This is a genomic window from Dactylosporangium siamense (genome assembly GCF_016862795.1).
Lineage (GTDB): Bacteria > Actinomycetota > Actinomycetes > Mycobacteriales > Micromonosporaceae > Dactylosporangium > Dactylosporangium siamense.
In genome coordinates this window covers 1-21,237 of the sequence record NZ_BONQ01000072.1, presented here as the reverse complement: position 1 = coordinate 21,237, position 21,237 = coordinate 1, and the positions used below count along the sequence as shown (strand labels likewise).

The 21,237-nt window shown below is 70.8% G+C and carries 18 protein-coding genes; 8 read left to right on the top strand and 10 right to left on the bottom strand.

Going from position 1 to position 21,237, the window contains the following annotated elements; genetic code table 11:
* On the bottom strand, positions 1–1,323 hold a 1,323-nt coding region (locus Dsi01nite_RS23340; RefSeq protein ID WP_203848362.1), incomplete at its 3' end, for a PP2C family protein-serine/threonine phosphatase.
* 127 nt (positions 1,324–1,450) lie between these two features.
* Between Dsi01nite_RS23340 and Dsi01nite_RS23335 the strand changes: the two genes are divergently transcribed.
* Both Dsi01nite_RS23335 and Dsi01nite_RS23330 read left to right on the top strand, forming a co-directional pair.
* Positions 1,451–1,801: an STAS domain-containing protein gene (locus Dsi01nite_RS23335; RefSeq protein ID WP_203848361.1), complete on the top strand. Its 351-nt coding sequence runs from the start codon at positions 1,451–1,453 to the stop codon at positions 1,799–1,801.
* Positions 1,802–1,814: 13 nt separating this feature from the next.
* Positions 1,815–2,570, top strand: coding sequence for an SDR family oxidoreductase (locus Dsi01nite_RS23330; RefSeq protein ID WP_239136116.1), 756 nt, complete (start codon positions 1,815–1,817; stop codon positions 2,568–2,570).
* Here the strand turns inward: Dsi01nite_RS23330 and Dsi01nite_RS23325 are convergent.
* Positions 2,557–3,987 carry a fused MFS/spermidine synthase gene (locus Dsi01nite_RS23325; protein ID WP_239136115.1) on the bottom strand — a complete coding sequence of 477 codons (1,431 nt, stop codon included), beginning with the start codon at positions 3,985–3,987 and terminating at the stop codon, positions 2,557–2,559. The two genes, Dsi01nite_RS23330 and Dsi01nite_RS23325, sit on opposite strands and share 14 nt — an antisense overlap.
* Before the next feature lie 36 nt (positions 3,988–4,023).
* Here Dsi01nite_RS23325 and valS point away from each other — a divergent pair, with 36 nt between their 5' ends.
* Positions 4,024–6,480, top strand: a complete 2,457-nt coding sequence (gene valS, locus Dsi01nite_RS23320) for a valine--tRNA ligase (protein ID WP_203848363.1) — start codon at positions 4,024–4,026, stop codon at positions 6,478–6,480.
* Positions 6,480–7,286, top strand: a complete 807-nt coding sequence (locus Dsi01nite_RS23315) for a TrmH family RNA methyltransferase (RefSeq protein WP_239136117.1) — start codon at positions 6,480–6,482, stop codon at positions 7,284–7,286. Before valS ends, Dsi01nite_RS23315 begins: the two co-directional genes overlap by 1 nt.
* 89 nt (positions 7,287–7,375) lie before the next feature.
* Here the strand turns inward: Dsi01nite_RS23315 and Dsi01nite_RS23310 are convergent, their stop codons facing one another.
* The 4 genes from Dsi01nite_RS23310 to Dsi01nite_RS23295 form a co-directional block, all read right to left on the bottom strand.
* Complete coding sequence (locus Dsi01nite_RS23310; RefSeq protein WP_203848359.1) at positions 7,376–9,067, bottom strand: substrate-binding domain-containing protein; 1,692 nt, start codon at positions 9,065–9,067, stop codon at positions 7,376–7,378.
* 239 nt (positions 9,068–9,306) lie between these two features.
* Positions 9,307–10,104, bottom strand: a complete 798-nt coding sequence (locus tag Dsi01nite_RS23305; RefSeq protein WP_203848358.1) for an endonuclease/exonuclease/phosphatase family protein — start codon at positions 10,102–10,104, stop codon at positions 9,307–9,309.
* 3 nt (positions 10,105–10,107) lie between these two features.
* Positions 10,108–10,737, bottom strand: a complete 630-nt coding sequence (locus Dsi01nite_RS23300; protein WP_203848357.1) for a hypothetical protein — start codon at positions 10,735–10,737, stop codon at positions 10,108–10,110.
* The gene (locus Dsi01nite_RS23295) at positions 10,737–11,717 is read right to left on the bottom strand and encodes a TolB family protein (protein ID WP_203848356.1); all 981 of its coding nucleotides are present in this window, start codon (positions 11,715–11,717) and stop codon (positions 10,737–10,739) included. The genes Dsi01nite_RS23300 and Dsi01nite_RS23295 overlap by 1 nt, the downstream gene beginning before the upstream one ends.
* 209 nt (positions 11,718–11,926) lie before the next feature.
* On the opposite strand from Dsi01nite_RS23295, the gene fabG reads away from it, so the two are divergent.
* The 3 genes from fabG to Dsi01nite_RS23280 are packed head-to-tail and all read left to right on the top strand — an operon-like array spanning position 11,927 to position 14,938.
* Positions 11,927–12,688: a 3-oxoacyl-ACP reductase FabG gene (gene fabG, locus Dsi01nite_RS23290; protein WP_203848355.1), complete on the top strand. Its 762-nt coding sequence runs from the start codon at positions 11,927–11,929 to the stop codon at positions 12,686–12,688.
* Positions 12,689–12,698: 10 nt separating this feature from the next.
* Positions 12,699–13,874 (top strand): acyl-CoA dehydrogenase family protein, encoded by a 1,176-nt coding sequence (locus Dsi01nite_RS23285; protein WP_203848354.1) that lies wholly within the window; start codon positions 12,699–12,701, stop codon positions 13,872–13,874.
* Positions 13,871–14,938 carry an acyl-CoA dehydrogenase family protein gene (locus tag Dsi01nite_RS23280; RefSeq protein ID WP_203848353.1) on the top strand — a complete coding sequence of 356 codons (1,068 nt, stop codon included), beginning with the start codon at positions 13,871–13,873 and terminating at the stop codon, positions 14,936–14,938. The genes Dsi01nite_RS23285 and Dsi01nite_RS23280 overlap by 4 nt, the downstream gene beginning before the upstream one ends.
* 62 nt (positions 14,939–15,000) lie before the next feature.
* On the opposite strand, the gene Dsi01nite_RS23275 is transcribed toward Dsi01nite_RS23280, so the two are convergent.
* The 4 genes from Dsi01nite_RS23275 to Dsi01nite_RS23260 form a co-directional block, all read right to left on the bottom strand.
* Positions 15,001–15,456, bottom strand: coding sequence for a MaoC family dehydratase (locus Dsi01nite_RS23275; RefSeq protein ID WP_203848352.1), 456 nt, complete (start codon positions 15,454–15,456; stop codon positions 15,001–15,003).
* Positions 15,457–15,547: 91 nt separating this feature from the next.
* On the bottom strand, positions 15,548–18,802 hold the full coding sequence (locus Dsi01nite_RS23270; RefSeq protein ID WP_203848351.1) for a S8 family serine peptidase: 3,255 nt from the start codon (positions 18,800–18,802) through the stop codon (positions 15,548–15,550).
* A 480-nt stretch (positions 18,803–19,282) separates the two neighbouring features.
* Positions 19,283–20,299 (bottom strand): mechanosensitive ion channel family protein, encoded by a 1,017-nt coding sequence (locus Dsi01nite_RS58915; protein ID WP_239136113.1) that lies wholly within the window; start codon positions 20,297–20,299, stop codon positions 19,283–19,285.
* A 30-nt stretch (positions 20,300–20,329) separates the two neighbouring features.
* A complete protein-coding gene (locus Dsi01nite_RS23260; protein WP_203848349.1) occupies positions 20,330–20,503 on the bottom strand; it encodes a hypothetical protein in 174 nt (57 codons plus the stop codon).
* A 40-nt stretch (positions 20,504–20,543) separates the two neighbouring features.
* Between Dsi01nite_RS23260 and Dsi01nite_RS23255 the strand changes: the two genes are divergently transcribed.
* Positions 20,544–21,236 (top strand): HAD family hydrolase, encoded by a 693-nt coding sequence (locus Dsi01nite_RS23255; RefSeq protein ID WP_203848348.1) that lies wholly within the window; start codon positions 20,544–20,546, stop codon positions 21,234–21,236.
* Position 21,237 lies beyond the last annotated feature (1 nt).

Here is a 21,237-nt window from a genome sequence, read left to right as displayed (position 1 = left end):
TGCGCTCGCCGCCCGCAGGGCCAGCACCGCCAGGTCGTCGCGTTGGACGCCGCCCGATTCCTCCAGGACCGCGATCTCGATCGCCTCGACGAGGGCGTCGACGCCCGCCTGCGCATAGTTCGACAGGAGACCGGTGAGGCGCTGGGTGCCCCGGCGGACGCTGTGGTGGCCGGCCTCGGTGACACCGTCGGTGTAGAGCACCAGGGTGTCGCCGGGTGCGAGGACGACCTGGGTCTGGTCGTAGTCGACGTCGGCGACCAGGCCGGCCGCGAGGCCGCGCACCCGGACCGGCTCGACGTCGCCGGACGTGCGCACCAGCAGCGGCTGCGGATGTCCGGCGGACGCCACGGTGACGTGCAGCCCGCCGCCGGAGTGCCGGCGGACCCGACCGTAGACGGCGGTGACGAAGCGGCCGGCGGTGGTGCCGTCGAGCATCGTGTTGAGGGCGCGCAGCACCGCCGACGGCTCCCGGTCGACGGCGGAGGCGCCACGCACGGTGTGCCTGGCCTGGCCGGTGACCACGGCCGCCTCGACGCCCTTGCCGGAGACGTCGCCGAGGACGAACGACCAGTCCGCGGGGTCGCCCCAGGCGTCGTAGAAGTCGCCGCCGATCTCGGCGTCGCCGGAGGCCGGCCGGTAGCGGGCGGCCAGTGCGCTGCCTTCGAGCTTCGGCAGCTCGGGCGGGCGGAGGCTGGCCTGCAGCACGGTGGCGACGTTGGAACGTTCCGCGTAGCGCCGGGCGGCGTCCAGCGCGAGCGCGATGCGCACCGCGAGCTCCTCGGCCACCGAGATGTCCTCGGTGACGAACCCGTAGCCGCTGCGCCGGGCCAGGGTCAGGGTGCCGAACGTGGTGCCGCGGGCGGTCAGCGGCAGGCCGAGCACGTCGGCGGGGCGCAGCGCGGCGACCTGCGCGCGCATCAGTTCGTCGGGGACCAGCGCGGCCAGGCCGTCGGGCTGCAGCGGGTCCTGGTCCAGCGAGACGTGCAGCAGCTCGGGCCGGCCGGTGACGAGGAGCCGCGCCTGGCCGCTGACCCCGTCGGCGCCCGGCGTCCGGCGCGCGGTCGACGTCGGGCCCGAGCCGTTGACGACGAGGCTGGTGTACGTCGCACCGTCCCGCCCGACCAGCATGATCTGCGCCCAGTCCGCGAGGTGCGGCACGCAGGCGGACAGCGAGCGGCGCACGGTGTGCGGCAGGTTGAGGGAGCCGGACACCTGGCGCCCGGCGTCGGCGAGGAACTGCGCCCGCCGCTGCGCCACGGCGAGCATGGCGGCGTCGTCGAACGTTGCCGGGGCACGCCCCACAAAATCGAGATCACCGGTCATGCCATCGAGTCTGCGACGAGCAGCAGACCCGGTCAAACGGTGTGAGCGTTTGAAGTCCACCCAATGGGTACCACACACTGTTGACCAGCGATCAGTAGCCGATCTGCAGCTCGGTTCGCGAAAGGACATGCACAACGTGGTCGACGACGAGACGGTATGGGAGCTGTCGGTGCGCCGTGAGGGCGGGCTGGTGCGCCTCGACGCGGTGGGGGACCTGGACCTGGACACGGCGCCGAAGTTGCTCACCGAGGTGGTCCGGCAGCTGGACGCGGGGGCGAAGGAGCTGGTCATCGACCTGACCGAGCTGACGTTCGTCGACTCGAGCGGGCTGGGCACACTGGTCGGCTGCTGGCGCCGGGCACAGCAGGCGGGCGCGACCCTGGTCGTCGCCAACCCCAACGAAGACGTGTCGATGACGCTGGAGATCACCGGCCTCGACCAGATCCTGCCGATCCGCGACGAGAAACAGGCGGCCTGAGGCGTTGATCGCAGTGACCGGAGCAAACGGCCAGATCGGCGGCAGGGTGGCGGCGGCGCTGCCGGACGCGCGGCGGCTGACCCGCATGGACGCGGAATACCGCGACACGCCAGGGATGCGGCGGGCCCTCGACGGCGTCGAGACCCTGCTCCTGGTGTCGGGCCGGGAGTCGAAGGACCGGGTCGCCGAGCATCGCAGCGCGGTCGACGCCGCGGTGGGTGCGGGGGTACGCCGGATCGTGTACCTGTCGTTCGCCGGCGCCGCACCGGACTGCACGTTCACGTTCGGCCGGGATCATTGGCACACGGAGCAGCACATCCGGAGCACCGGGCTCGGCTGGACGTTCCTCCGCGACAACCTGTATCAGGAGATGCTGCCGAAGCTCGCCGGTCCCGACGGCGTGATCCGCGGCCCGGCGGGCGACGGTCGGGTCGCCGCGGTCAGCCACGACGACATCGCCGCGTGCGCGGTCGAGGTTCTCACCAACGCGGACACCGGCCGCTACGAGCAACAGACCTACGACCTGACCGGCCCGGAGGCGCTGACGCTGCACGAGGTCGCGGCCCGGCTCGGTGTCGGATACGAGCCGGAGACCGTCGAGGAGGCGTACGCGTCCCGGGCCCACTACGGTGCCCCGGCGTTCGAGGTGGCCGGGTGGGTCAGCTCCTACGAGGCCATCGCCGCCGGCGAGCTGGCCGCCGTGAGCGGCGACGTGCAACGCCTGACGGGCCGCCCCGCGAAACCACTGCAACCGCTCAGTCCCAGGTGAGCAGCTGGTCCACCGGCGCGTAGTCGTCGGTGAGCACCGTCGCGTCGCCGGTGAAGGCGCGCAGTTCGTCGCCGGTGAGCGAGTCCGCGGCGGGCCGCAGCGGGGCCGTCGACGCGAGCACCACGAAGTTGCTGCCGGTCTCGCCGCGCAGCGCGGGCAGCGGGGCCACGAGCGTCACGTGCGGGAAGACCGCGGCGATGGTGGCGACCTCGGCGCGGACGAATCGCCGGGCCGGCCCGTCGATGACGTTGAGCGCGTACACGCCGCCGGGGCGCAGGACGCGGCGCACGTCGGTGACGAGCTCGCGGGTCGTCAGGTGCCACGGGACCGCCAGGTGCCCGAAGGCGTCGCCGATGATCACGTCCCGGGACCCGGACGGCTGGCGGTGCAGGTTCGCGCGGGCGTCGCCGGTCTCGACCCGCAGCAGCGGGCCGGTCCGCAGGCCGAGGCTGCGCCGGTCGAGGGCGACGAGCGCCGGGTCGAGCTCCAGGACGAGGTTGTCGCTGCCGGGGCGGGTCGCGGCGACGTACCGCGGCAGCGTGAACCCGCCGCCGCCCAGGTGCAGCACCGCGAGGGGCCCGGCCGGCAGGCCGTCCAGATAGGACCCGATCCACTGGGTGTAGGCGTATTCCAGGTGAGCGGGGTTGTCCAGGTCCACGTAGGAGTGCTGGGCGCCGTTGAGGAACAGGGTCCGCCCGGAGCCGTCGGGCTGGACCGTGGCGCAGGTGTAGGCGGTCTCCACGTCGCACGGGTTCGGTGCGACGATCCCGATCGGCACGCCGATCGCGACGAACGCGAGCGCCGCCGACACGTTGCCGCGGCGCCGCCAGTACCCACCGAACCCGAAACCGGCAACGGCCAGGACCGCTGCCAGCCCGAACAGGATGACGCTGGTCGGCACGGTCGCCACCAGGACGAACCCGGTCGCGAACGTGGCGGTGATGGCGCCGAGGGTGCCGACGCTGGACAGCCGGCCCACCACCCGCCCGGTGTGCGCGAGGTCGGCCAGCTGGAGCTTGACGACGAGCGGGGTGACCGCGGACAGCAGCGCGGCGGGCACGAACAGCGTCATCGCCGCGAGCAGCAGCACGCTCGTGGCGTCGGTGCCGCGCAGCCACTCGCCGGCGACCCGGATGATCGGCAGGGTGGCCGCGGTCGCGACGGCGCCGAGCAGCAGCAGCGGCGACAGGAGTTTGCGCTGGTCGATGCGGCGGTCGGCGAGCCACCCACCGGTCCAGGCACCGTAGGCGATCGCGGCGAGGGCGACACCGATGATGGCGGTGCTGCTGGACAGCGTCACGCCGACGTACGGACCGACGAGCCGCAGCCCGACGATCTCCAGGACGAGCACGGCCCCGCTGGTCAGGAAGACGAGAGCGGCGGCGATGCGGTTATTGAGGGGTGTCGCGGCAGTCACCGCTCTAGCATGGGGCACATGTCCGATTCGACGCGTATACCTGCCAAGCCGACCCTCGATGGACTCGAGGCGCGCTGGGTAAAGGTATGGGACGCCGAGGGGACATACCGGTTCGACCGTTCCGCTGAACGGGAGTCGGTCTTCTCGATCGACACGCCACCACCCACGGTGAGCGGGGCGCTGCACATCGGGCACGTGTTCTCCTACACGCAGACCGACGCGATCGCCCGCTACCAGCGCATGCGCGGCCGGAACGTGTTCTACCCGATGGGCTGGGACGACAACGGCCTGCCGACCGAGCGACGGGTGCAGCTGACCTACGGCGTGCAGTGCGATCCCACGCTGCCCTACGACGAGCACCTGGTGATCACGAAGACCACCGGCGGGCCGCCGCAGAAGATCAGCCGGCGAAACTTCATCGACCTGTGCAAGCGCCAGACCGAGGTCGACGAGCAGGCGTATGAGCACCTGTGGCGCAACCTCGGCCTGTCCGTGGACTGGTCGTTGCTCTACACCACGATCGGCGACCGGGCCCGGACCGCCGCGCAGCAGGGGTTCCTGAACAGCCTGGCCCGCGGCGACGCGTACGCCGTGGACGGCCCGACGCTGTGGGACGTCACGTTCGGCACCGCCGTGGCCCAGGCCGAGCTGGAGGACCGGGAGCGCCCGGGCGCCTACCACCGGATCCGGTTCGGCGACTTCGCCGTGGAGACGACCCGGCCGGAGCTGCTGCCGGCCTGCGTGGCGCTGGTCGCGCACCCTTCTGACGAGCGGTTCCAGGCGCATTTCGGCTCGACCGTCCGCACGCCGCTGTTCCGCGTGGAGGTGCCGCTGCTCGCGCACCCCCTGGCCGACCCGGCGAAGGGCAGCGGCCTGGTGATGGTGTGCACGTTCGGCGACCTCTCCGACGTGACCTGGTGGCGCGAGCTCGACCTGCCCACGCGCACGGTGATCCAGCGCAACGGGCGGCTCGGCCTGCAGCCCCCGCCCGGCGTCGAGGAGGACCTGTACGCGCTGGTCGCCGGCCTCACCGTGCACCAGGCGCGGGAGAAGGTCGTGACGGCGCTGCGCGCTTCGGGAGAGCTGGAGGGCGAGCCGCGGCCGATCACGCACGCGGTGAAGTTCTACGAGAAGGGCGAAAAGCCGCTCGAGATCGTCGGGACGCGCCAGTGGTACATCCGCAACGGCGGCCGGTCGCCGCAGCTGCGGGCCGCCCTGCTGGAGCGCGGCCGCGAGCTGCAGTGGACGCCGGCGCACATGCGGACCCGCTACGAGCACTGGGTGGAGGGGCTCACCGGCGACTGGGTGATCAGCCGGCAGCGGTTCTTCGGCGTGCCGATCCCGCTCTGGTACCGGCTCGACGCCGACGCCCACCCGATCTACGACGAGCCGATCGTGCCCGCGTCGCTGCCGATGGACCCGAGCAGCGACACCCCGCCCGGCTTCGACGAGTCGCAGCGGGGGCGGCCCGACGGGTTCGTCGGTGACCCGGACGTGATGGACACCTGGGCGACGTCGTCGCTGACGCCGCAGATCATCGGTGGCTGGCTCGACGACCCGGACCTCTTCGGCCGGGTGTTCCCGATGGACCTGCGCCCGCAGGCGCACGAGATCATCCGGACCTGGCTGTTCTCGACGGTGCTGCGCGCGCACGAGGAGCACGGCGTGCTGCCGTGGAAGCATGCCTCGATCGCCGGTTGGATCGTCGACCCGGACCGCAAGAAGATCGGCAAGTCCAAGGACAACGCGCCGGACTCGCCGGAGGCGCTCCTGGAGCGGTTCGGCGCGGACGCGCTGCGGTACTGGGCGACGAGCGCCCGGCCGGGCGTGGACACGGCGCTGGACCTCAACCAGATGAAGGTCGGCCGCCGGCTGGCGACGAAGCTGCTCAACGCGAGCCGTTTCGTGCTCGGTTTTCCCGTGGCTTTGGAACCGGTCGTCACCGAGCCCGTGGACAAGGCCTTGCTGGCCACGCTGTCCACGGTGGTGGCTGATGCTTCCGCGGCGTTCGAGGTGTACGACTACGCGCGCGCCCTGGAGCGCACCGAGCAGTTCTTCTGGTCGTTCTGCGACGACTACCTGGAGCTGGTGAAGGCCCGGGCCTACGGCGAGGTGCCCGGCGGCGACTCCGCCCGGGCCGCGTTGACGACCGCGTTGTCGACGTTGCTGCGGCTGTTCGCGCCGTTCCTGCCGTACGTGACGGAGGAGGTCTGGTCGTGGTGGCAGCCGGGGTCCGTGCACCGCTCCGCGTGGCCGACCCTGGCTGACTCTTCGGATATTTCGCCTTTGTCGGTTGCGACGGCGGTGCTCGCGGCGGTGCGCAAGGCGAAGTCGACGGCCCAGCAGTCGATGCGCGCCGAGGTGGCCCTGCTGACGGTGACCGGCCCGGCTTCCGTGCTGGCGCAGGTGCAGGCCGACCTCACCGCCGCCGGCAACGTGCGCGAGTGGGCCGTCACGGACGCGTCGGAGCTGTCGGTTACCGTCACGTTGTGATGGAACTCCAGGCCATCGGGGTCCAGCACCCCGCCGTGCGGCAGGTGCAGCACATCCAGAACAACACCGCACCCAACCGCTACAAGCTGTTCGTCGCCGAGGGCCTCTGGGCGCACAACATGCTCCTGGAGGCCAACGCGCCCATCGACACGTTCTTCTGGTGCCCCGAGGCGATCTACGCCGACGAGGCGCACCGGCGGGCCGAGGAGATCGCAGCTCGCGCCGAGCGGTCGTTCCGGGTCTCGCTGCGGACGATGGAGAAGATGTCCGAACGCGACAAGCCCGACGGCCTGCTGTCCCTGGCCGCCCTGCCCCGCTGGGAGCCCTCGGATCTCCGGTTCGGCCGGACGTCACTGGTCCTGGTCGCCGACGGCGTCGAGATCCCCGGCAACCTCGGCACCCTGATCCGGTCCCTGGACGCGTGCGGCGCCGACTGCCTGGTGCTCACCAACCGCAAGACCCGGCTGACCCACCCGAAGGTCATCCGGGCCAGCCAGGGCACGATCCTGACCGTGCCGACGGTGGAGTTCGAGGAGACCGGGGAGGCCATCGCCTGGCTCGACCGGCTCCGCTTCACGGTCCTGCTCGCCGACACCGACGAGGCGGTCAACTACCGCCAGGCCGACTACTCGGGCCGCACGGCACTGGTCGTCGGCAGTGAGCGCTACGGCATCGGCAAGGAGTGGTACGGCCACGGCTACCAGCGCGTCGCGGTCCCCATGCTCGGCTCCGGCGACTCGCTCAACGTCTCGGTCTCCGCCTCGGTCCTGCTCTACGAGGCCAAGGCCCGCAAAGCCAACTGGTAGCCGTTGTAACTGTGCCGACCTGAACGAAGGACGGCTCCGGTCGCGGGGACCGGAGCCGTCCTTCGATCACGCTTTGCGCGTCGGGGGTGTTACTTGGGCTGGGCTGCCTGGCCTCGGAGAGAGATGGCCTGGAGGAAGATGTCGCCGATCTTGGCGGGGTCGGGGGCGACGAAGGTGCCGCCGCCGACCGCGTCGGTGATCTGGCGCATGGCTCCCTCGCCGACCTTGTCGCCGATGCCGATGAGGATCACCTGGATCGGCTTGGCGGGGTCGGCGGTGGCCTTGAGCTCGGCGATCAGCTGCTCGAGGGAGAGACCACCGGCGGGGTCGTCGTTCTCGCCGTCGGTCATGACGATGAGGGAGTTGATCCGGCCGTTGTCCCATCCGGACTGCACGGCCTTGTAGCCGGCGAGGATGGTGTCGTAGAGGGCGGTGTCGCCGTTCTGCTTCGGGCGGATCGTCTGCAGCGCCTGGAGGCACTGGTTGCGCTGGCTGACCAGCGGGCCGATCGGCACGAGCTGCTTGTAGTCCTTCGCGCCGTCGAGCTGGGTGGAGAAGGTCCACACGCCGAGGGCCCAGGAGTCGTCGAAGAGCTGCATGCCGCGGCGGGCCGCCTCGAGGGTCACCGTCATGCGGTCGACGCCGCCGGCGGTCGGCACCTTCGTGAGCATCGAGCCGGAGACGTCGATGACGGCGAGCATGCGGGCCGGCAGGGTGATCGCCTGCCACTTGGTCAGCAGGCCCTCGATGGCGGCCGCCTCGGGCACCTGGCTGGCGGTGAGCGCCGACGGCGCGTTGGTCGGCGTCTGGAAGCCCTTGCCGGCGGCGCCGTCGGAGCCACGGAGGCCGATCGCGCCCAGGCGGTCCCGGAAACTTTCCCCGCTGAGCGACTTGAACAGCTGCTCGGCGGAGGCGGCCCGGTCCTTGTTGAGCACGACGAACGGGTAGTCCAGGGCGACCGGCGCCGGGTCGGCGTAGATCGCGGCGATGCGGACCGGCGGCTGCTGGGCGTTGTACTGGATGACCGACTGCTCCGACAGCGGCGCCACGGTGAGGCCGGCGCTGAGTGCCTGCGGGTCGGAGCCGCGCGGGAACTTCTGCATCAGGTCGTCCTTGAGCGACGACCGGCCGGCCGCGAGGGCGCGCAGGGCGGCGGTCGCGATCTGGGTGGCCTGGGTCGCGTTGCCACCGCCGGAGGCGGTCGCCGCCGCGGCGAGGGTCATCAGGCCGGCGAGGCCGGTCGAGTCGCGGCTGGGCTCGACGATGCCGAGCTTGACCTTCTGGTCACCGGACACCTTGGCGATCAGGTCGGTGTACTTGATCTTCGCGTTCGGCCAGCCGAAGGACGTCGTCGCGATCGGCTCGGGGACGGCCACGACGATCGGGCTGCGGGCGATCGACTTGGCGCCGGTCGGCACGCTGGCCGGGTTGGCGGCGCGCAGGCGCTGCAGCCACAGCGACGAGTCGGGCACCCAGACGTCCGGGACGCGGGTCTTGCCGTTGGCCTGGCCGACGCCGGTCAGGGACTTCTTCGAGGTGGCGGCGATCGCGGCGGCCACGTCGGCGGACGCCGCTTCGATGACCTCGACGTCGACGCAGCTGTTGTCGGACTTGGCCTGCGCGGACCAGTCGGCCGCCTGCAGCTTCAGCGCGGGGGCGATGTCGGCGGGCGCACTGATCGTGAGTTTCGTCGACGAGCCGCACGACGTCTGGGAGAACTTCCGGAACGCATACCAGCTGCCGGCGAGGACAACGAGCACGGCGACGGCAGCGGCGCCCATCTTGAGCGCTGCGCCTGACGACCCCGCTGAGCGGTGGCGACCTTTCACGGCTCTTATCCTCCGGACCGGCGGCCTCTGCGGCCTTGTACCTTCGGTTGGAAATCACTGACGGTACGCATCCCAACAAACGAACGCCCAATCTACAAGGCGCCGAAGAATCGTAGTTAAACGAACACGTTTCGCAATCACGCCGGGACAAACCACCGTAAGCAGGCATTCCACTCGCGCTTAAATCTGCCCTAATCGATCTGCAGTGTGCCCGGCCGATCGCGGAGGGTGACAACGAGTGGCCGGTGGTCGGAGAAGGGCACCGCCGGGTTCGTCACCCGCAGGACCCGCGGGAGGCGCTCGATCCCCCGCCGGTCGGCGAGCACGTGGTCGAACTGCACACGTGGGGCCGGTGATGGGTAGGTCGGCACGCCCGCGAGCCGGTGCCAGCCGGAGAAGAGCCGGGGCAGTCCGCCGGGGAGGTTGAGGTCGGCGAGCAGCACGCGCGGTGCCGGCAGGGTCCGCAACGTCCGGCGCACCAGCTGGAGCTGCCGCACGTTCCAGCCCGGCACGAATGACAGGTGCGTGGTGGCGACCGTCACACGTCCGATCGGGGTTTCGAGCACGGCGGCGATCAGCACCCGGGGCTCGTCGTCGAGCAGCATGAGGCCGGAGCCGGCCAGGATCGGCGAGCGCAGCGGCGCCGCCGGGAGCCTGGTGACCCGCCATTCGACCACTGGATACCGGCTCACCAGCGCAACGCCGTAGTGCGGATCGACACCGTCCTGATCGGCGTCGGTCGCCACCCGGAAGCCCACTCCGGGCGTGCCGACGACCGCCGGCACGAACAGGACCTCGGCCGCACCCAGCGCGTCGGCGGCGATCCTGGCGAGGTCGGCGTGGCCGCTGCGGTGCTGCCCCCGGTCGACCTCCTGGAGGCCGAGCACGTCGGCATCGAGGCCGGCGATCGCGGCGTGGACCCGGTCCGCGTCGACCAGCCCGTCGGCGAGGGACCGTCCGTGCATCAGGTTGAACGTGCCCAGCCGCATGTCTCATTGTCGCCGCTGCAGCTTCCGTACCGCGGCTCTGGCGATCGCCTCGGTCTCCGCCGGGTCGACACCGGGCTGGCCGAAGTGCACGATCGTGCAGGTCGTGCCGCCGACCCGGACCGCGATCAGGTAACCGCCGAGCGTGTAGGCGTCGTCGCCGACCCCGCCGGAGGCGGTCATCAGAAACGCCGCGGACTCGTCGCCGAGGCTCGGCAGGCCACCCTCGGCCACCGTGACGCCGGTCGTCTCGCCACCCGCGTCGGTGTCGGTGAACGCGGCACACCGTCCGGCCAGCTCCCGCAGTACACCTGCCGCACCGGCGTCATCGGCCAGCTCCTCGGCGAGGAACGGCCCCGAGGTGCCGGCCTCGAACCGGACGCCGCTGCCGCCGTCACGGAACCGGTTGAGCAGGACGTCACAGCCGGCGACGCTCACCGAGCCGACCGCGCTGACCTCCGGCTGGGCCTGCGGCGGGCTGGTCGCATAGCCGTCGGGCAGGTCATCGACCGTGAGCAGGACGCTCGCGGCAGTGGTACGCGAAGACTCCGGCTCGACGGGTGTCGAACCGGAGTCGCAGGCGCTCAGGGTCAGCGTCAGGGCGCTGAGGAGAATGGCGGCGGCGGTGCTGGACATCAAGCGCTGACGGTCGGCTGCGAACCCTGGTGCAGCGGGGTGCGGGCACCCGTGGCCAGGTTCACCGCGGTGATCCAGGAGTGGCCCTGGTGGGCGGCGGTCAGGACGCCGGTGCGGGTGCCCGCGTAGACCATCTCGCGGTCGTCGGCGGCACCGACCTGGCGGCGGTTCGCACCGTCGAGGTCGGCCTCGGTGACGCGCACGGCGGTGCCGTCCTCGGTGTACGTGGTCCAGGCGACCTTCTGACCGTCGGCGCGCCAGGCCGGCACCACACCGAAGCCGCTGGTGCCGCTGCCACCGCCGCCGTAGTAGTCGATGGCGCGCTCGGTGCCGGCGACCACGTTGCCGATGCTCAGGCAGTTGTCGGCGATGGACTCGCACTCGCCACCCCGGAAGGCGATCTTGGAGCCGTCGGGCGACCAGGCGACCGCGTCGTCGGTGCGCAGCCGGTCGACCAGGTTCGGGGTGACCGTGGTGGCCTCCTCGGGCTGCTCCATGACGTAGGCGACCTCGGGGGCGGCCTGGTCGCGGCAGGAGGCGGGGAAGAGCGGCTCGGAGGCGGTGCCGCCCACGGTGCCCACCCGGAAGACGCCCGGGCCGCCGGTGCAGGACAGCGCCGCGTAGGCGATCCACTTGCCGTCGGGCGACCACGAGGGCCCACCGGCGGTGCGGTCACTGACCTGGTGCTTGTCGCCGCCGTCGGCGTTCATCACCCAGACGGTGTTGTTGTGCAGGTAGGCGAGCTTGGTGCCGTCCGGGGAGAAGCGCGGCCGGGCGTTGACCTCGTCCTCGGTGAGGCGGGTCTCGGTGGTGCCGTCGCTGCTGTAGATGACCCCGGCCCGGACGTACGCGACGGTGTGACCATCGGTGGCGGTGGCCGTGGAGGCGGTGGCGGCGGTCGAACCGATCATGGTGCCCAGACCCGCCAGAGCAGCGAAGCCTGCGAGCGTGATGGCCTTCGTGATCGCGTTGCCGTTCATCCGTGCCCCCTGTGTTTCCGTCGCTTCCGTGTGACGCTGAGACCATCGGCGCAACCGTGCCGCACCTAAACGGTTCCCCACCTGGAACTTCCCGGAATTTCCACCAATCGGGCATACCGGCAGAAACCGCGACCCGCGTGAGCGCCCATCAACAATTTGCACTCTGAGTGCCTTTTCGGGACCGCGTCTCAGGGGTGAGGATCGGAGGTATGACTGAGACACAGGCCCGCGTGGCGATCGTGACCGGCGCGGCCCGCGGCATCGGCGCCGCGACCGCCCTCCGCCTGGCCGCCGACGGGCTCGCCGTCGCGGTGCTCGACCTGGACGAGGGCGCCTGCAAGGACACCGTCGAGCAGATCCGGGCGGCCGGCGGCTCCGCCCTCGCCGTCGGTGCGGACGTCGCCGACTCCGGTGCGGTGACCGCCGCCGTGACCCGGGTCGCCGACGAGCTCGGCCCGCCGGTGGTGCTGGTCAACAACGCCGGCGTGCTGCGCGACAACCTCCTGTTCAAGATGAGCGACGACGACTGGGACACGGTCCTGGGCGTGCACCTGCGCGGCGCGTTCCTGATGAGCCGGGCGGCACAGGTGCACATGACGGCGGCGAAGTTCGGGCGGATCGTCAACCTCTCCTCGTCCTCCGCGCTCGGCAACCGGGGGCAGGCCAACTACTCCGCGGCCAAGGCCGGGCTGCAGGGCTTCACCAAGACCCTGGCGATCGAGCTCGGCCCGTTCGGCGTCACCGTCAACGCCGTGGCGCCCGGGTTCATCGCCACCGACATGACCGCCGCGACCGCCACCCGGATGAAGGTCGACTTCGAGGCGTTCCAGACGGCCGCCGCCGAGCGCATCCCGGTCCGCCGGGTCGGTGTCCCCGCCGACGTCGCCCACACCATCTCGTTCCTCGCCAGCGAGGGCGCGGGGTTCGTCTCCGGTCAGGTCATCTACGTGGCCGGCGGCCCGCTCAACTGAAAGGGCGATCATGACCTCAGCAGGACTCACGAGGGACTTCCTGGCCGCGCACGACCCGCACGCTCTCGCCCCGCTGGACTTCCTGCGGGCCCGCTTCGACGCCGGGCTGGCCTGGGTGCAGTACCCAGAAGGGCTCGGCGGCCTCGGCCTGCCCCGCGAGGAGCAGTCGGCGGTCGACGAGGCGTTCACCGCGGCGGGCGCCCCCGACAACAACCCGCGCCGCATCGGCATCGGGCTCGGCATGGCGGCCCCCACCATCCTGCGGCACGGCACCGACGAGCAGCGGCACCGCTGGCTGCGCCCGCTGTGGACCGGCGAGGAGGTGTGGTGCCAGCTCTTCAGCGAGCCCGGCGCCGGCTCCGACCTGGCCGGCCTGGCGACCCGCGCGATCCGTGACGATGACGGCACGGGATGGGTCGTCGACGGCCAGAAGGTGTGGACGTCGATGGCGCACGAGGCGCGCTGGGCGATCCTCATCGCCCGCACCGATCCGAGCGTGCCGAAGCACCAGGGCATCACCTACTTCGTGCTCGACATGACCGCGCCCGGGGTCGAGGTGCGGCCGCTGCGGCAGGCCACCGGTGAGGCGGAGTTCAACGAGGTGTTCCTGACCGGGGTCCGCATCCCCGACACCGACCGGCTCGGCGCGGTCGGCGAGGGCTGGGCGGTCGCGCAGACCACGCTGATGAACGAGCGGGTCGCGATCGGCGGCGGCGCGTCACCCCGCGAGGGCGGCGTCATCGGTGTCGTGACCGACGTGTGGCGCAAGCGCCCCGAGCTGCGCACTCCGGCGCTGCACGACGCGCTGCTGCGGCTGTGGGTCGAGGCGGAGGCGGCCCGGCTCACCGGGACCCGGCTGCGTCAACAGATGGCGGTCGGCCAGCCCGGGCCGGAGGGCTCCGCGGCCAAGCTGCTCTTCGCCCGGCTCAACCAGGAGATCTCCGCGCTGGAGCTGGACCTGCTCGGCGAGGAGGGGCTGCGGCACGACGAGTGGACCATGCGGCGGCCGACGGTCGTGGACTTCGCCGGCCGCACGGCCGGATACCGGTACCTGCGCGCGAAAGGCAACTCGATCGAGGGCGGCACCTCGGAGATCCTGCGCAACATCGTCGCCGAACGGGTCCTGGGACTGCCACCGGAGCACCGGCTGGACAAGGACCTCGCGTGGAAGGACCTGCCCAAATGACCGACCTGCTGTACAGCGACGTCGAGGAGGAGCTGCGCGCCAGCGTGCGCTCCCTGCTGGCCGACCGCGCCGGGTTCGAGGCCGTGCTGGCCCGGATCGAGTCGCCCGAGCCCGTCGACCTGAAGTTGTGGCGGGCCCTGGCGGTGGATCTCGGCGTCGCCGGCCTGCCGGTCCCCGAGGCCGGCGGCGGGGCCGGCGCGTCGTGGCGGGAGACCTCGGTGGTGCTGGAGGAGCTGGGCCGCGCGGTCGCGCCGGTGCCGTTCCTGGGCAACTCGGTGCTCGCCGTCGCCGCGCTGCTCGGCACCAGCGACCCGCTGCTCGACGCGGTCGCCGCGGGCACCCGCGTCGCGACCCTGGCCGTGCCGCTGTCCGCCGGCACGCTGAAGACCTGGACGGTCACCGCCGAGGGCGACCGGCTGGACGGCACCGTGACCAGCGTTGTCGACGCGGGGGTCGCGGAGGTGCTGCTCGTGCCGACCGCGGCCGGGCTGTACGCGGTCGAGGCGACCGACACGGAACGGACCCCGGTCGTCAGCTTCGACCTGACCCGCCCGCTCACCGACGTCACGCTGCGCGGCGTGACCGGCCGGCTGATCAGCGCCGACGCCGCCGGGACCGTGGAGCGGGCATTGCGGGCGGGGGCGGCACTGCTCGCCTCGGAGCAGCTCGGTGTCGCGGAGTGGTGCCTGACGACAACCGTCGAATACGTGAAGACGCGGCGGCAGTTCGCCCGGCAGGTGGGGTCGTACCAGGCGATCAAGCACCGGCTCGCGGACCTCTGGGTCAGCGTCACCGAGGCCCGTGCGGTGGCCCGCTACGCGGCGGACTGTCTCGCGACCGGGGACCCGGACCTGCCGGTCGCGGCGGCCCTCGCCCAGGCGTTCTGCTCCCCGGTGGCGGTCAAGGCCGCCGAGGAGTGCGTCCAGCTGCACGGCGGGATCGGCTTCACCTGGGAGCACCCGGCGCACCTGTACCTGAAGCGCGCCCGCTCCAACGCCGCGACCTTCGGCTCCGCCGCATCCCACCGCGCGACCCTGGCCGGCCTCGTCGACCTACCGGCCTGATGCTGATCCGGTAGACCTTGTGCGTCTATGACTGCACGAGGTCTGCCGGATCATGAGAAGGACTAGATCAGGAGACGGGTGAGGGACTCCGCGACGCAGACCGGCTTCTCGTGGCCCTCGCGCTCGATCGTCACCTTGTTCTTCAGTTGCAGCCAGCCCTCGCCGAGGTCGTCGGCGACCAGGAGCTGCACCGTGGCGCGCACCTTCGAGCCGACCGGCAGCGTGGCGGGGAACCGCACCTTGTCCAGGCCGTAGTTGATGCCCATCCGGACGCCTTCGACCCGGTACACCTCGGAGGCCAGCACCGGCAGCATCGACAGTGTCAGGAAGCCGTGGGCGATGGTGGTGCCGAACGGTCCGGCCGCGGCCTTCTCGGGGTCGATGTGGATCCACTGGTGGTCGCCGGTGGCCTCGGCGAACAGGTTGATCTGTTCCTGTGAGACCTCCCGCCAACCGCTGTGGCCCAGGACCTCGCCGACTGCCGCCAGCAGCTCACCCGCACTCGCAAACGTCCGCATGACCCCGATCCTGCACACACCGTGCAACATCCGTCAACGACCGACGGCCGGCCCCGTGGATCGGGACCGGCCGCCGGATTCAGCAACGTGCTTACGTGCCGATGCGGTTGAACTTCAGCGTCACACCGATGTCGGTGTTGACTATGGTCGTGCCCGGGACGGCCGCGGTGACCACGGAGGTGGTGACCTTGCCCGAGCCTGGGAGCAGACCCTTCACCGTGACGGTGTAGGACGTCGACGCACCGGGCACCGGGTCGGTGCTGGTGACGTAGAGGTCCGTGGTGGGCAGCGTGTTCACGGGCAGGCCCTGACCACCGTTGCCGGCCTCGTTCTCGGCGCCGACCACGAGGTTCTGCCCGGCAGGCAGGCTCGAGACGGTCCCGAAGTCATACGAGAACGCGATGTCCTGCGGGCCACCCGAGCCCAGCCAGACCTGGAACCTGCGGGTGTTGGTGGTGCCGAAGTCGTTCACCCGCCACTCGACCACCGTCCAGGTGCTGACGCCGTCGGTGAGCACGTTGATCAGCAGACCAGTCGCGCCGGTGCCGTCGAGGTCGGTCCAGAACGGGGCGAGCACGTTGTTCGGCTTCGCGGGATTCGGGATCGGGCTGATGTCACAGCAGTTGTTGTTCTCGGTGCTGTCATCGCTGCCCGGATACAGGTATCCGTTGGAGTCGACGGTGAGCGAGCTGTACTCGACGCCGTTGTACTTGAACGGTGGCACGTTGAACGTCGTCAGGTTCTCGTCGCCGATCGGGGTCACCAGGGTGCCCCCGAACAGGTCGAGCGGGATGTACCCGGCGATGGTGCCCGGGGCGATCGACGGTGTGCCCGCCACCGCGCCGGCGAGCGGCGCGTTCTTCTTCTCCGCCTTGAACGGGTGGACCACCGTGGCACCGCTCGCGCCGACGATCGGCAGGTTGAGCGTGGGCGTCGTGGTGAAGTCCGCCGTGGTGTCGGCGAAGGTCTGGTTGGTGGCCGTGACCGTGCAGGTGCTGTTCTGCAGCAGCGTCAGCGACGCCGGGCTGCACGCCTGGGTCACCGTGACGTTGCCCTGCTGCGGGATGAACGCGACCGGCAGGTGCAGCGCCGGCACGCTCGAGCTGAGCGGCTTGAGCCGGACCTCACCGAAGTACTGCGCCTTGGGGGCGCTGGACTTGATGGTGATGTTGATGGTCGCGGTCTTGCCCGGAGCGACGGTGAAGATGGCCGGCGAGACCGTGATGGAGGAGCCGGCCGGCGACGTCGTCTCGACGCGGTAGGTCTGCGTCTTGTTGGTGACGTTCTTCGCCGTGCGCACCGCGGTGAGCTTGCCCGGCATGATCGGGGCGTTCACCGACGGCAGGTTGATCTGCACCGCGTTGACCGGGTCGTTGCCCAGCGCGAACAACCGGTCGGCCGTCTCGTCGAAGGTGAGACCGGGGTTGGCGGCGAGGTTGACCTGGACGCGACCGGCGCCGAGATCGAACGGGTCGGCCGGAGTCGTCCCGTCCTCCTTCTTCACGCTGGTGGTCGCGGTGGTCATCAGCGAGGACTTGATCTGACCCGGGGTGAAGTCCGGGTGGGCCGCCTTCTCCAGGATGGCGGAGCCGGCGATGTGCGGCGACGACATCGAGGTGCCCGCGATGGCCATGAAGTACTGGCCGGGCGGGCCGCCGGCGGCGTCGTCCAGGACCGGCGTCTGGCCGGCCAGGATCTGCGCACCGGGCGCGCTGATGTCGGGCTTGATGAACTGGCCGCCGGGGCCGCGCGACGAGAAGCTCGTCATCACGTCACCGGTACCGATGACCTTCTCGCCCTGGGTGAACGACGCCTTGACGCCCGGGTGGGCCGCGACGTAGTTCAGGAACGCCGTGCCGTCGGCCAGGTGCACCGTCGGCAGCCAGTGGTTGTCGCTCAGCGCGTCAGCCGCCGGGTTGTTGTACAGGATCATGCCGGCCGCGCCGCCCTGCTTGACGTTGAAGCCCTTGATGATGCGGCCGGGGCTGCGCTGGCAGGCCACGATCTTCCCGACGAAGATCCCGGGCGGGGCCGGGTTCGTGCAGGTCGGGTTGTTGTACGGCGGTGCGGATGCCATCACGACGGGCGCCGCGGTGCTGATGCCCTGGGTGATCGAGATGCCCTTCAAGACCGTCTGGGTGCCGTCGGTGGAGCTGACGGTCAGGGTCGACTCGAAGGAGCGCTTCTGGGTCGACGCGGCGACGGTGGTGACCCAGCCCGACAGGTGGTCGGACGTGGACGCGCCCGGACCGGAGTTGCCGGCGGAGGCGGCCACGAAGACGCCGGCCTTGTAGGCGTCGAAGAACGCCAGCTCCACGACATCGGTGTACGGGCTCGCGCCACCCGAGATCGAGAAGTTGATGACCTTGACGCCGTCCTTGATCGCCTGGGCGACCGCGGCGGCCGAGTCGGTGCTGTAGCAACCGGTCGCGCCACAGACCTTGTACACCGAGACCCAGGCACCGGGTGCGACGCCGTTGATCGGCCCCCGCTCGACGCCGAGGACGTTCGCCGAGGCGACCGGGTTACCGGCGGCCGTCGACGCGGTGTGGGTGCCGTGACCGTCGGAGTCGCGGGCGGTGTACCCGAACAGCTCCACCGGCTGGTTGGCGTTGTACGTGTCCAGGAAGCCCTTGCCACCGATGAGCTTGTTCTGGCACACGAACGGGTCGGCGGCCGGGGTCAGCGGGTTGTCCCCGAAGTCGCAGGCCCGCGGGGTCCCGTCCGCCTTCGCGGGCGGGGCACCGAGGTTGCCGTTGTCCGCGAACGACGGGTGCTCCGGCCACACGCCACTGTCGAGCGAGCCGAAGATGACGCCCTTACCGGCGTTCGGCTTGCCGCCGAGCGACGGGTAGACCTGGTCCGCCCCGATGAAGCTGGTGCTGGAGTCGGTCTGCGGCGCACGCGCCGCGTCGGACTGGACCGCCACGACGTTGTCGATCCCGAGAATCGAACCGATCTTGTTCGCCGGCACGGTCAGGGCGATACCGCCGTAGACCGTTCGCAGCTTCTGACCGATCTTGGCGTCCGGGACCTGCTTCTGCAGTTGCCCGAGGAATTTGTCCTCGATTGCCTTGATGCGGCTTTCGTAACGCTGTTCCGCGGTATTTCCGGAAAGCGCCTTACCAGTGACGGACGGGCTCGTCGCCTCATATCCGGCAATGCCGCCGGAGTATGTCGCGGTCGAGTCGTAGTCCAGCTTGACGGCAATCGACAGCCGGGTGCTGTCGGTGCGGTTGAGCAGGGATGGGTCGGTCTTTGCCATACGGCTCGTCGGCGACTTGGCGGCCTCGACCTGCTTGGCCAGCGAAGCCCCCGGCACCGATGTCAAGCTGCCGTTCTGCACCGGTGCTGCTTGGCTCGGGCTTGCCGAGACCATTACGAGCAGTGGCGGAACGAGTGCTGACGCCATTGCGGCGCGCACCCATGTCCGTCGGCTCATCGTGCCCCCTCTCATGGACGGGCTGGTGTCCGAAGGGTTTCTTCCGTGCTCCCCCGTTGGCCCCCCGTGCATTGCTCGGGCGTGCCCACCCTCGGTCTACGCGCACGCCGTCGCCGCATATCTCGAATGTTCGATATACGCCGTCACAACATGCCAGTTTTCGAGACCGCGGAACAGGGGCAATCACTCCGCAGAAAAGCGCCGAACAGGGGTTGTAGGGCAATGTCGAGGGTTCAACGGGGCAGCCGTTGCCGCATATCAATGAATTGCAATGTCCTACTGATCCGGAGTGGGGCGAATTCGGCGTGACCGGTGTTTTGCGTCGATTCCGTGGGAAACAACAAACCCGCCCTCTCGGGGCGGGTTTGTCGTTTCGCGGATGGTTCAGACGTCGTCGCGTGGCGGGTTGATGACCACGGTCTGGTCGGGGTCCTTCGGCGGCGGGGGGACCGGCCGCTGGGTGGGGACCTGGATCTGACCACCGGGAGTGACGGGCGGCATGGTCGGGGGCACGGTGGGGACGATCATCGTCGGCGCGTCGGCGGCGGATTCGGTGGCCCGGGTCGCCGCTGCCTGCCGTGCCGCCTCGGCGGCCTCGGCCTGGCGGGCCGCCTCAGCGGCCTCGGCCTTCCGTGCCGCCTCAGCGGCCTCGGCTTGACGGGCGGCCTCAGCCTGGCGGGCGGCCTCGGCTTCCGCGGCGCGGCGGGCCTCGGCCTCCTCGCGGCGGGCCTGCGCGGCGACCCGGACGCGTTCCGACACCGCCGGCGCCTCCTGCTCGACGCGGGTCAGCCAGCCCTCCCACCGCTGCTGCATCGGGCGGACCAGGCCGCCGCCGACCCCGACGATGAGGATGCCGGCGATCGTGGCGAGCACCGCGATCAACACCGGCGTGGTCACCGACGTGGCGATGCCGATCTGGTTCAGCGCCGCGATGACGCCCAGGCCGAGCACGAAGCAGTAGCCGAGGTTGGCCAGGAGCCGCCCGTACGACAGGCCACCCAGCGCGCCGGTCACCAGGTCGCGCAGCCCGTTCGCGAGGGCCGCGGCGACAACCACGATGACGATGGCGACGGCCGCCTTCGGCAGCCAGGAGACCACGGTGTCGATGAGCTCGGACACCGGGTTCGGCCCCCACACACCGAACGCGATCTGGAGGGTGAAGAGCAGGATCGCGTAATAGACCAGCTTGGCGATCAGGTCGCCGGCGTCGAAGCTCGTCCGCGACAGCGCCCGGCCGACCCCGCCGCGTTCGACCAGCCGGTCGAAGCCGACCTTGGCCAGCAACTTGCGGACCCCCGCCCGCAGCAGGACCGCGAGGCCCCAGCCGGCCAGCAGGATGACGAGGAACAGCAACAGTGACGGCACGAAGCGGACGACGTCGCCGAGGGCATCACGGACCATGCACTGACGGATGCCCATCCATCGGCGAACTCAATCGTCCATGCCGGCCAGTCCCTTCGGACTGTCCGGCTCGGTGGCGTGCTCCGGACCGCCGGCCAGCTGATCGGCCAGCGTGACGCTGCAGTGCTCCACCGCGAAGTCGCCGAGGTCGTCGACGTCGAAGCCGGGGAACGGCTCCACTACACGCACCTGTGGCTCGGTCATATTTCCAGTGAAACCCCCCGTGGGTGGGTACAACGGACGCATGACCAAACCAGTGACCGGTGTGCTCTTTGATGTCGACGGGACCCTCATCGACAGTGTCTACCTGCATACGACGGCCTGGTGGCAGGCGTTCCGACAGTATGGCCACGACGTGCCGTCGGCCCGGATCCACCGGGCGATCGGCATGGGGTCGGACAAGATCCTGGACCATCTGCTGGGGGATCATCACGACACCGGGGACGACGACGCGCTCCGGGCCGCGCACGCCAGCCTGTACGCGACCAGCTGGACCTCGCTGCGCCGGCTCCCGGGAGCGCAGCAGCTGCTGCAGACCTGCGCGGATCGCGGGCTGCGCAACGTGCTCGCCACGTCGGCCTCGAAGCCGGAGCTCGGCGCGCTGCTGCGCTGCCTGGACGCCGACGCGGTGATCGACACCGTGACCAGCGCCGACGACGCCGGGGAGAGCAAGCCGGCGCCGGACATCGTGGAGGTGGCGCTGCGCCGGTCGACGCTGGACGCCGAGGAGGTCGTGTTCGTCGGCGACTCGGTCTGGGACGTCCAGGCCGCGGGCGCCCTGTCGATCCCGTGCATCGGCCTCACCAGCGGTGGCCTGTGCGCGGCCGAGCTGCTCGACCACGGCGCCGCGGCCGTCTACGCCGATCCGCAGGACCTCCTCGACCACCTCGACGAGGCGCTGACCACCGCGTTCCGGGTCGCCCTGATCAGCGTTTAAA

Bases quoted from the DNA above. Each gene is read 5' to 3' on its own strand.
- Dsi01nite_RS23335 (WP_203848361.1), top strand. From the start codon at position 1,451: ATGCACAACGTGGTCGACGACGAGACGGTATGGGAGCTGTCGGTGCGC.
- Dsi01nite_RS23315 (WP_239136117.1), top strand. From the start codon at position 6,480: ATGGAACTCCAGGCCATCGGGGTCCAGCACCCCGCCGTGCGGCAGGTG.
- Dsi01nite_RS23310 (WP_203848359.1), bottom strand. From the start codon at position 9,067: ATGGGCGCCGCTGCCGTCGCCGTGCTCGTTGTCCTCGCCGGCAGCTGG.
- Dsi01nite_RS23305 (WP_203848358.1), bottom strand. From the start codon at position 10,104: ATGCGGCTGGGCACGTTCAACCTGATGCACGGACGGTCCCTCGCCGAC.
- Dsi01nite_RS23300 (WP_203848357.1), bottom strand. From the start codon at position 10,737: ATGTCCAGCACCGCCGCCGCCATTCTCCTCAGCGCCCTGACGCTGACC.
- Dsi01nite_RS23295 (WP_203848356.1), bottom strand. From the start codon at position 11,717: ATGAACGGCAACGCGATCACGAAGGCCATCACGCTCGCAGGCTTCGCT.
- fabG (WP_203848355.1), top strand. From the start codon at position 11,927: ATGACTGAGACACAGGCCCGCGTGGCGATCGTGACCGGCGCGGCCCGC.
- Dsi01nite_RS23285 (WP_203848354.1), top strand. From the start codon at position 12,699: ATGACCTCAGCAGGACTCACGAGGGACTTCCTGGCCGCGCACGACCCG.
- Dsi01nite_RS23280 (WP_203848353.1), top strand. From the start codon at position 13,871: ATGACCGACCTGCTGTACAGCGACGTCGAGGAGGAGCTGCGCGCCAGC.
- Dsi01nite_RS23275 (WP_203848352.1), bottom strand. From the start codon at position 15,456: ATGCGGACGTTTGCGAGTGCGGGTGAGCTGCTGGCGGCAGTCGGCGAG.
- Dsi01nite_RS58915 (WP_239136113.1), bottom strand. From the start codon at position 20,299: ATGGTCCGTGATGCCCTCGGCGACGTCGTCCGCTTCGTGCCGTCACTG.
- Dsi01nite_RS23260 (WP_203848349.1), bottom strand. From the start codon at position 20,503: ATGACCGAGCCACAGGTGCGTGTAGTGGAGCCGTTCCCCGGCTTCGAC.
- Dsi01nite_RS23255 (WP_203848348.1), top strand. From the start codon at position 20,544: ATGACCAAACCAGTGACCGGTGTGCTCTTTGATGTCGACGGGACCCTC.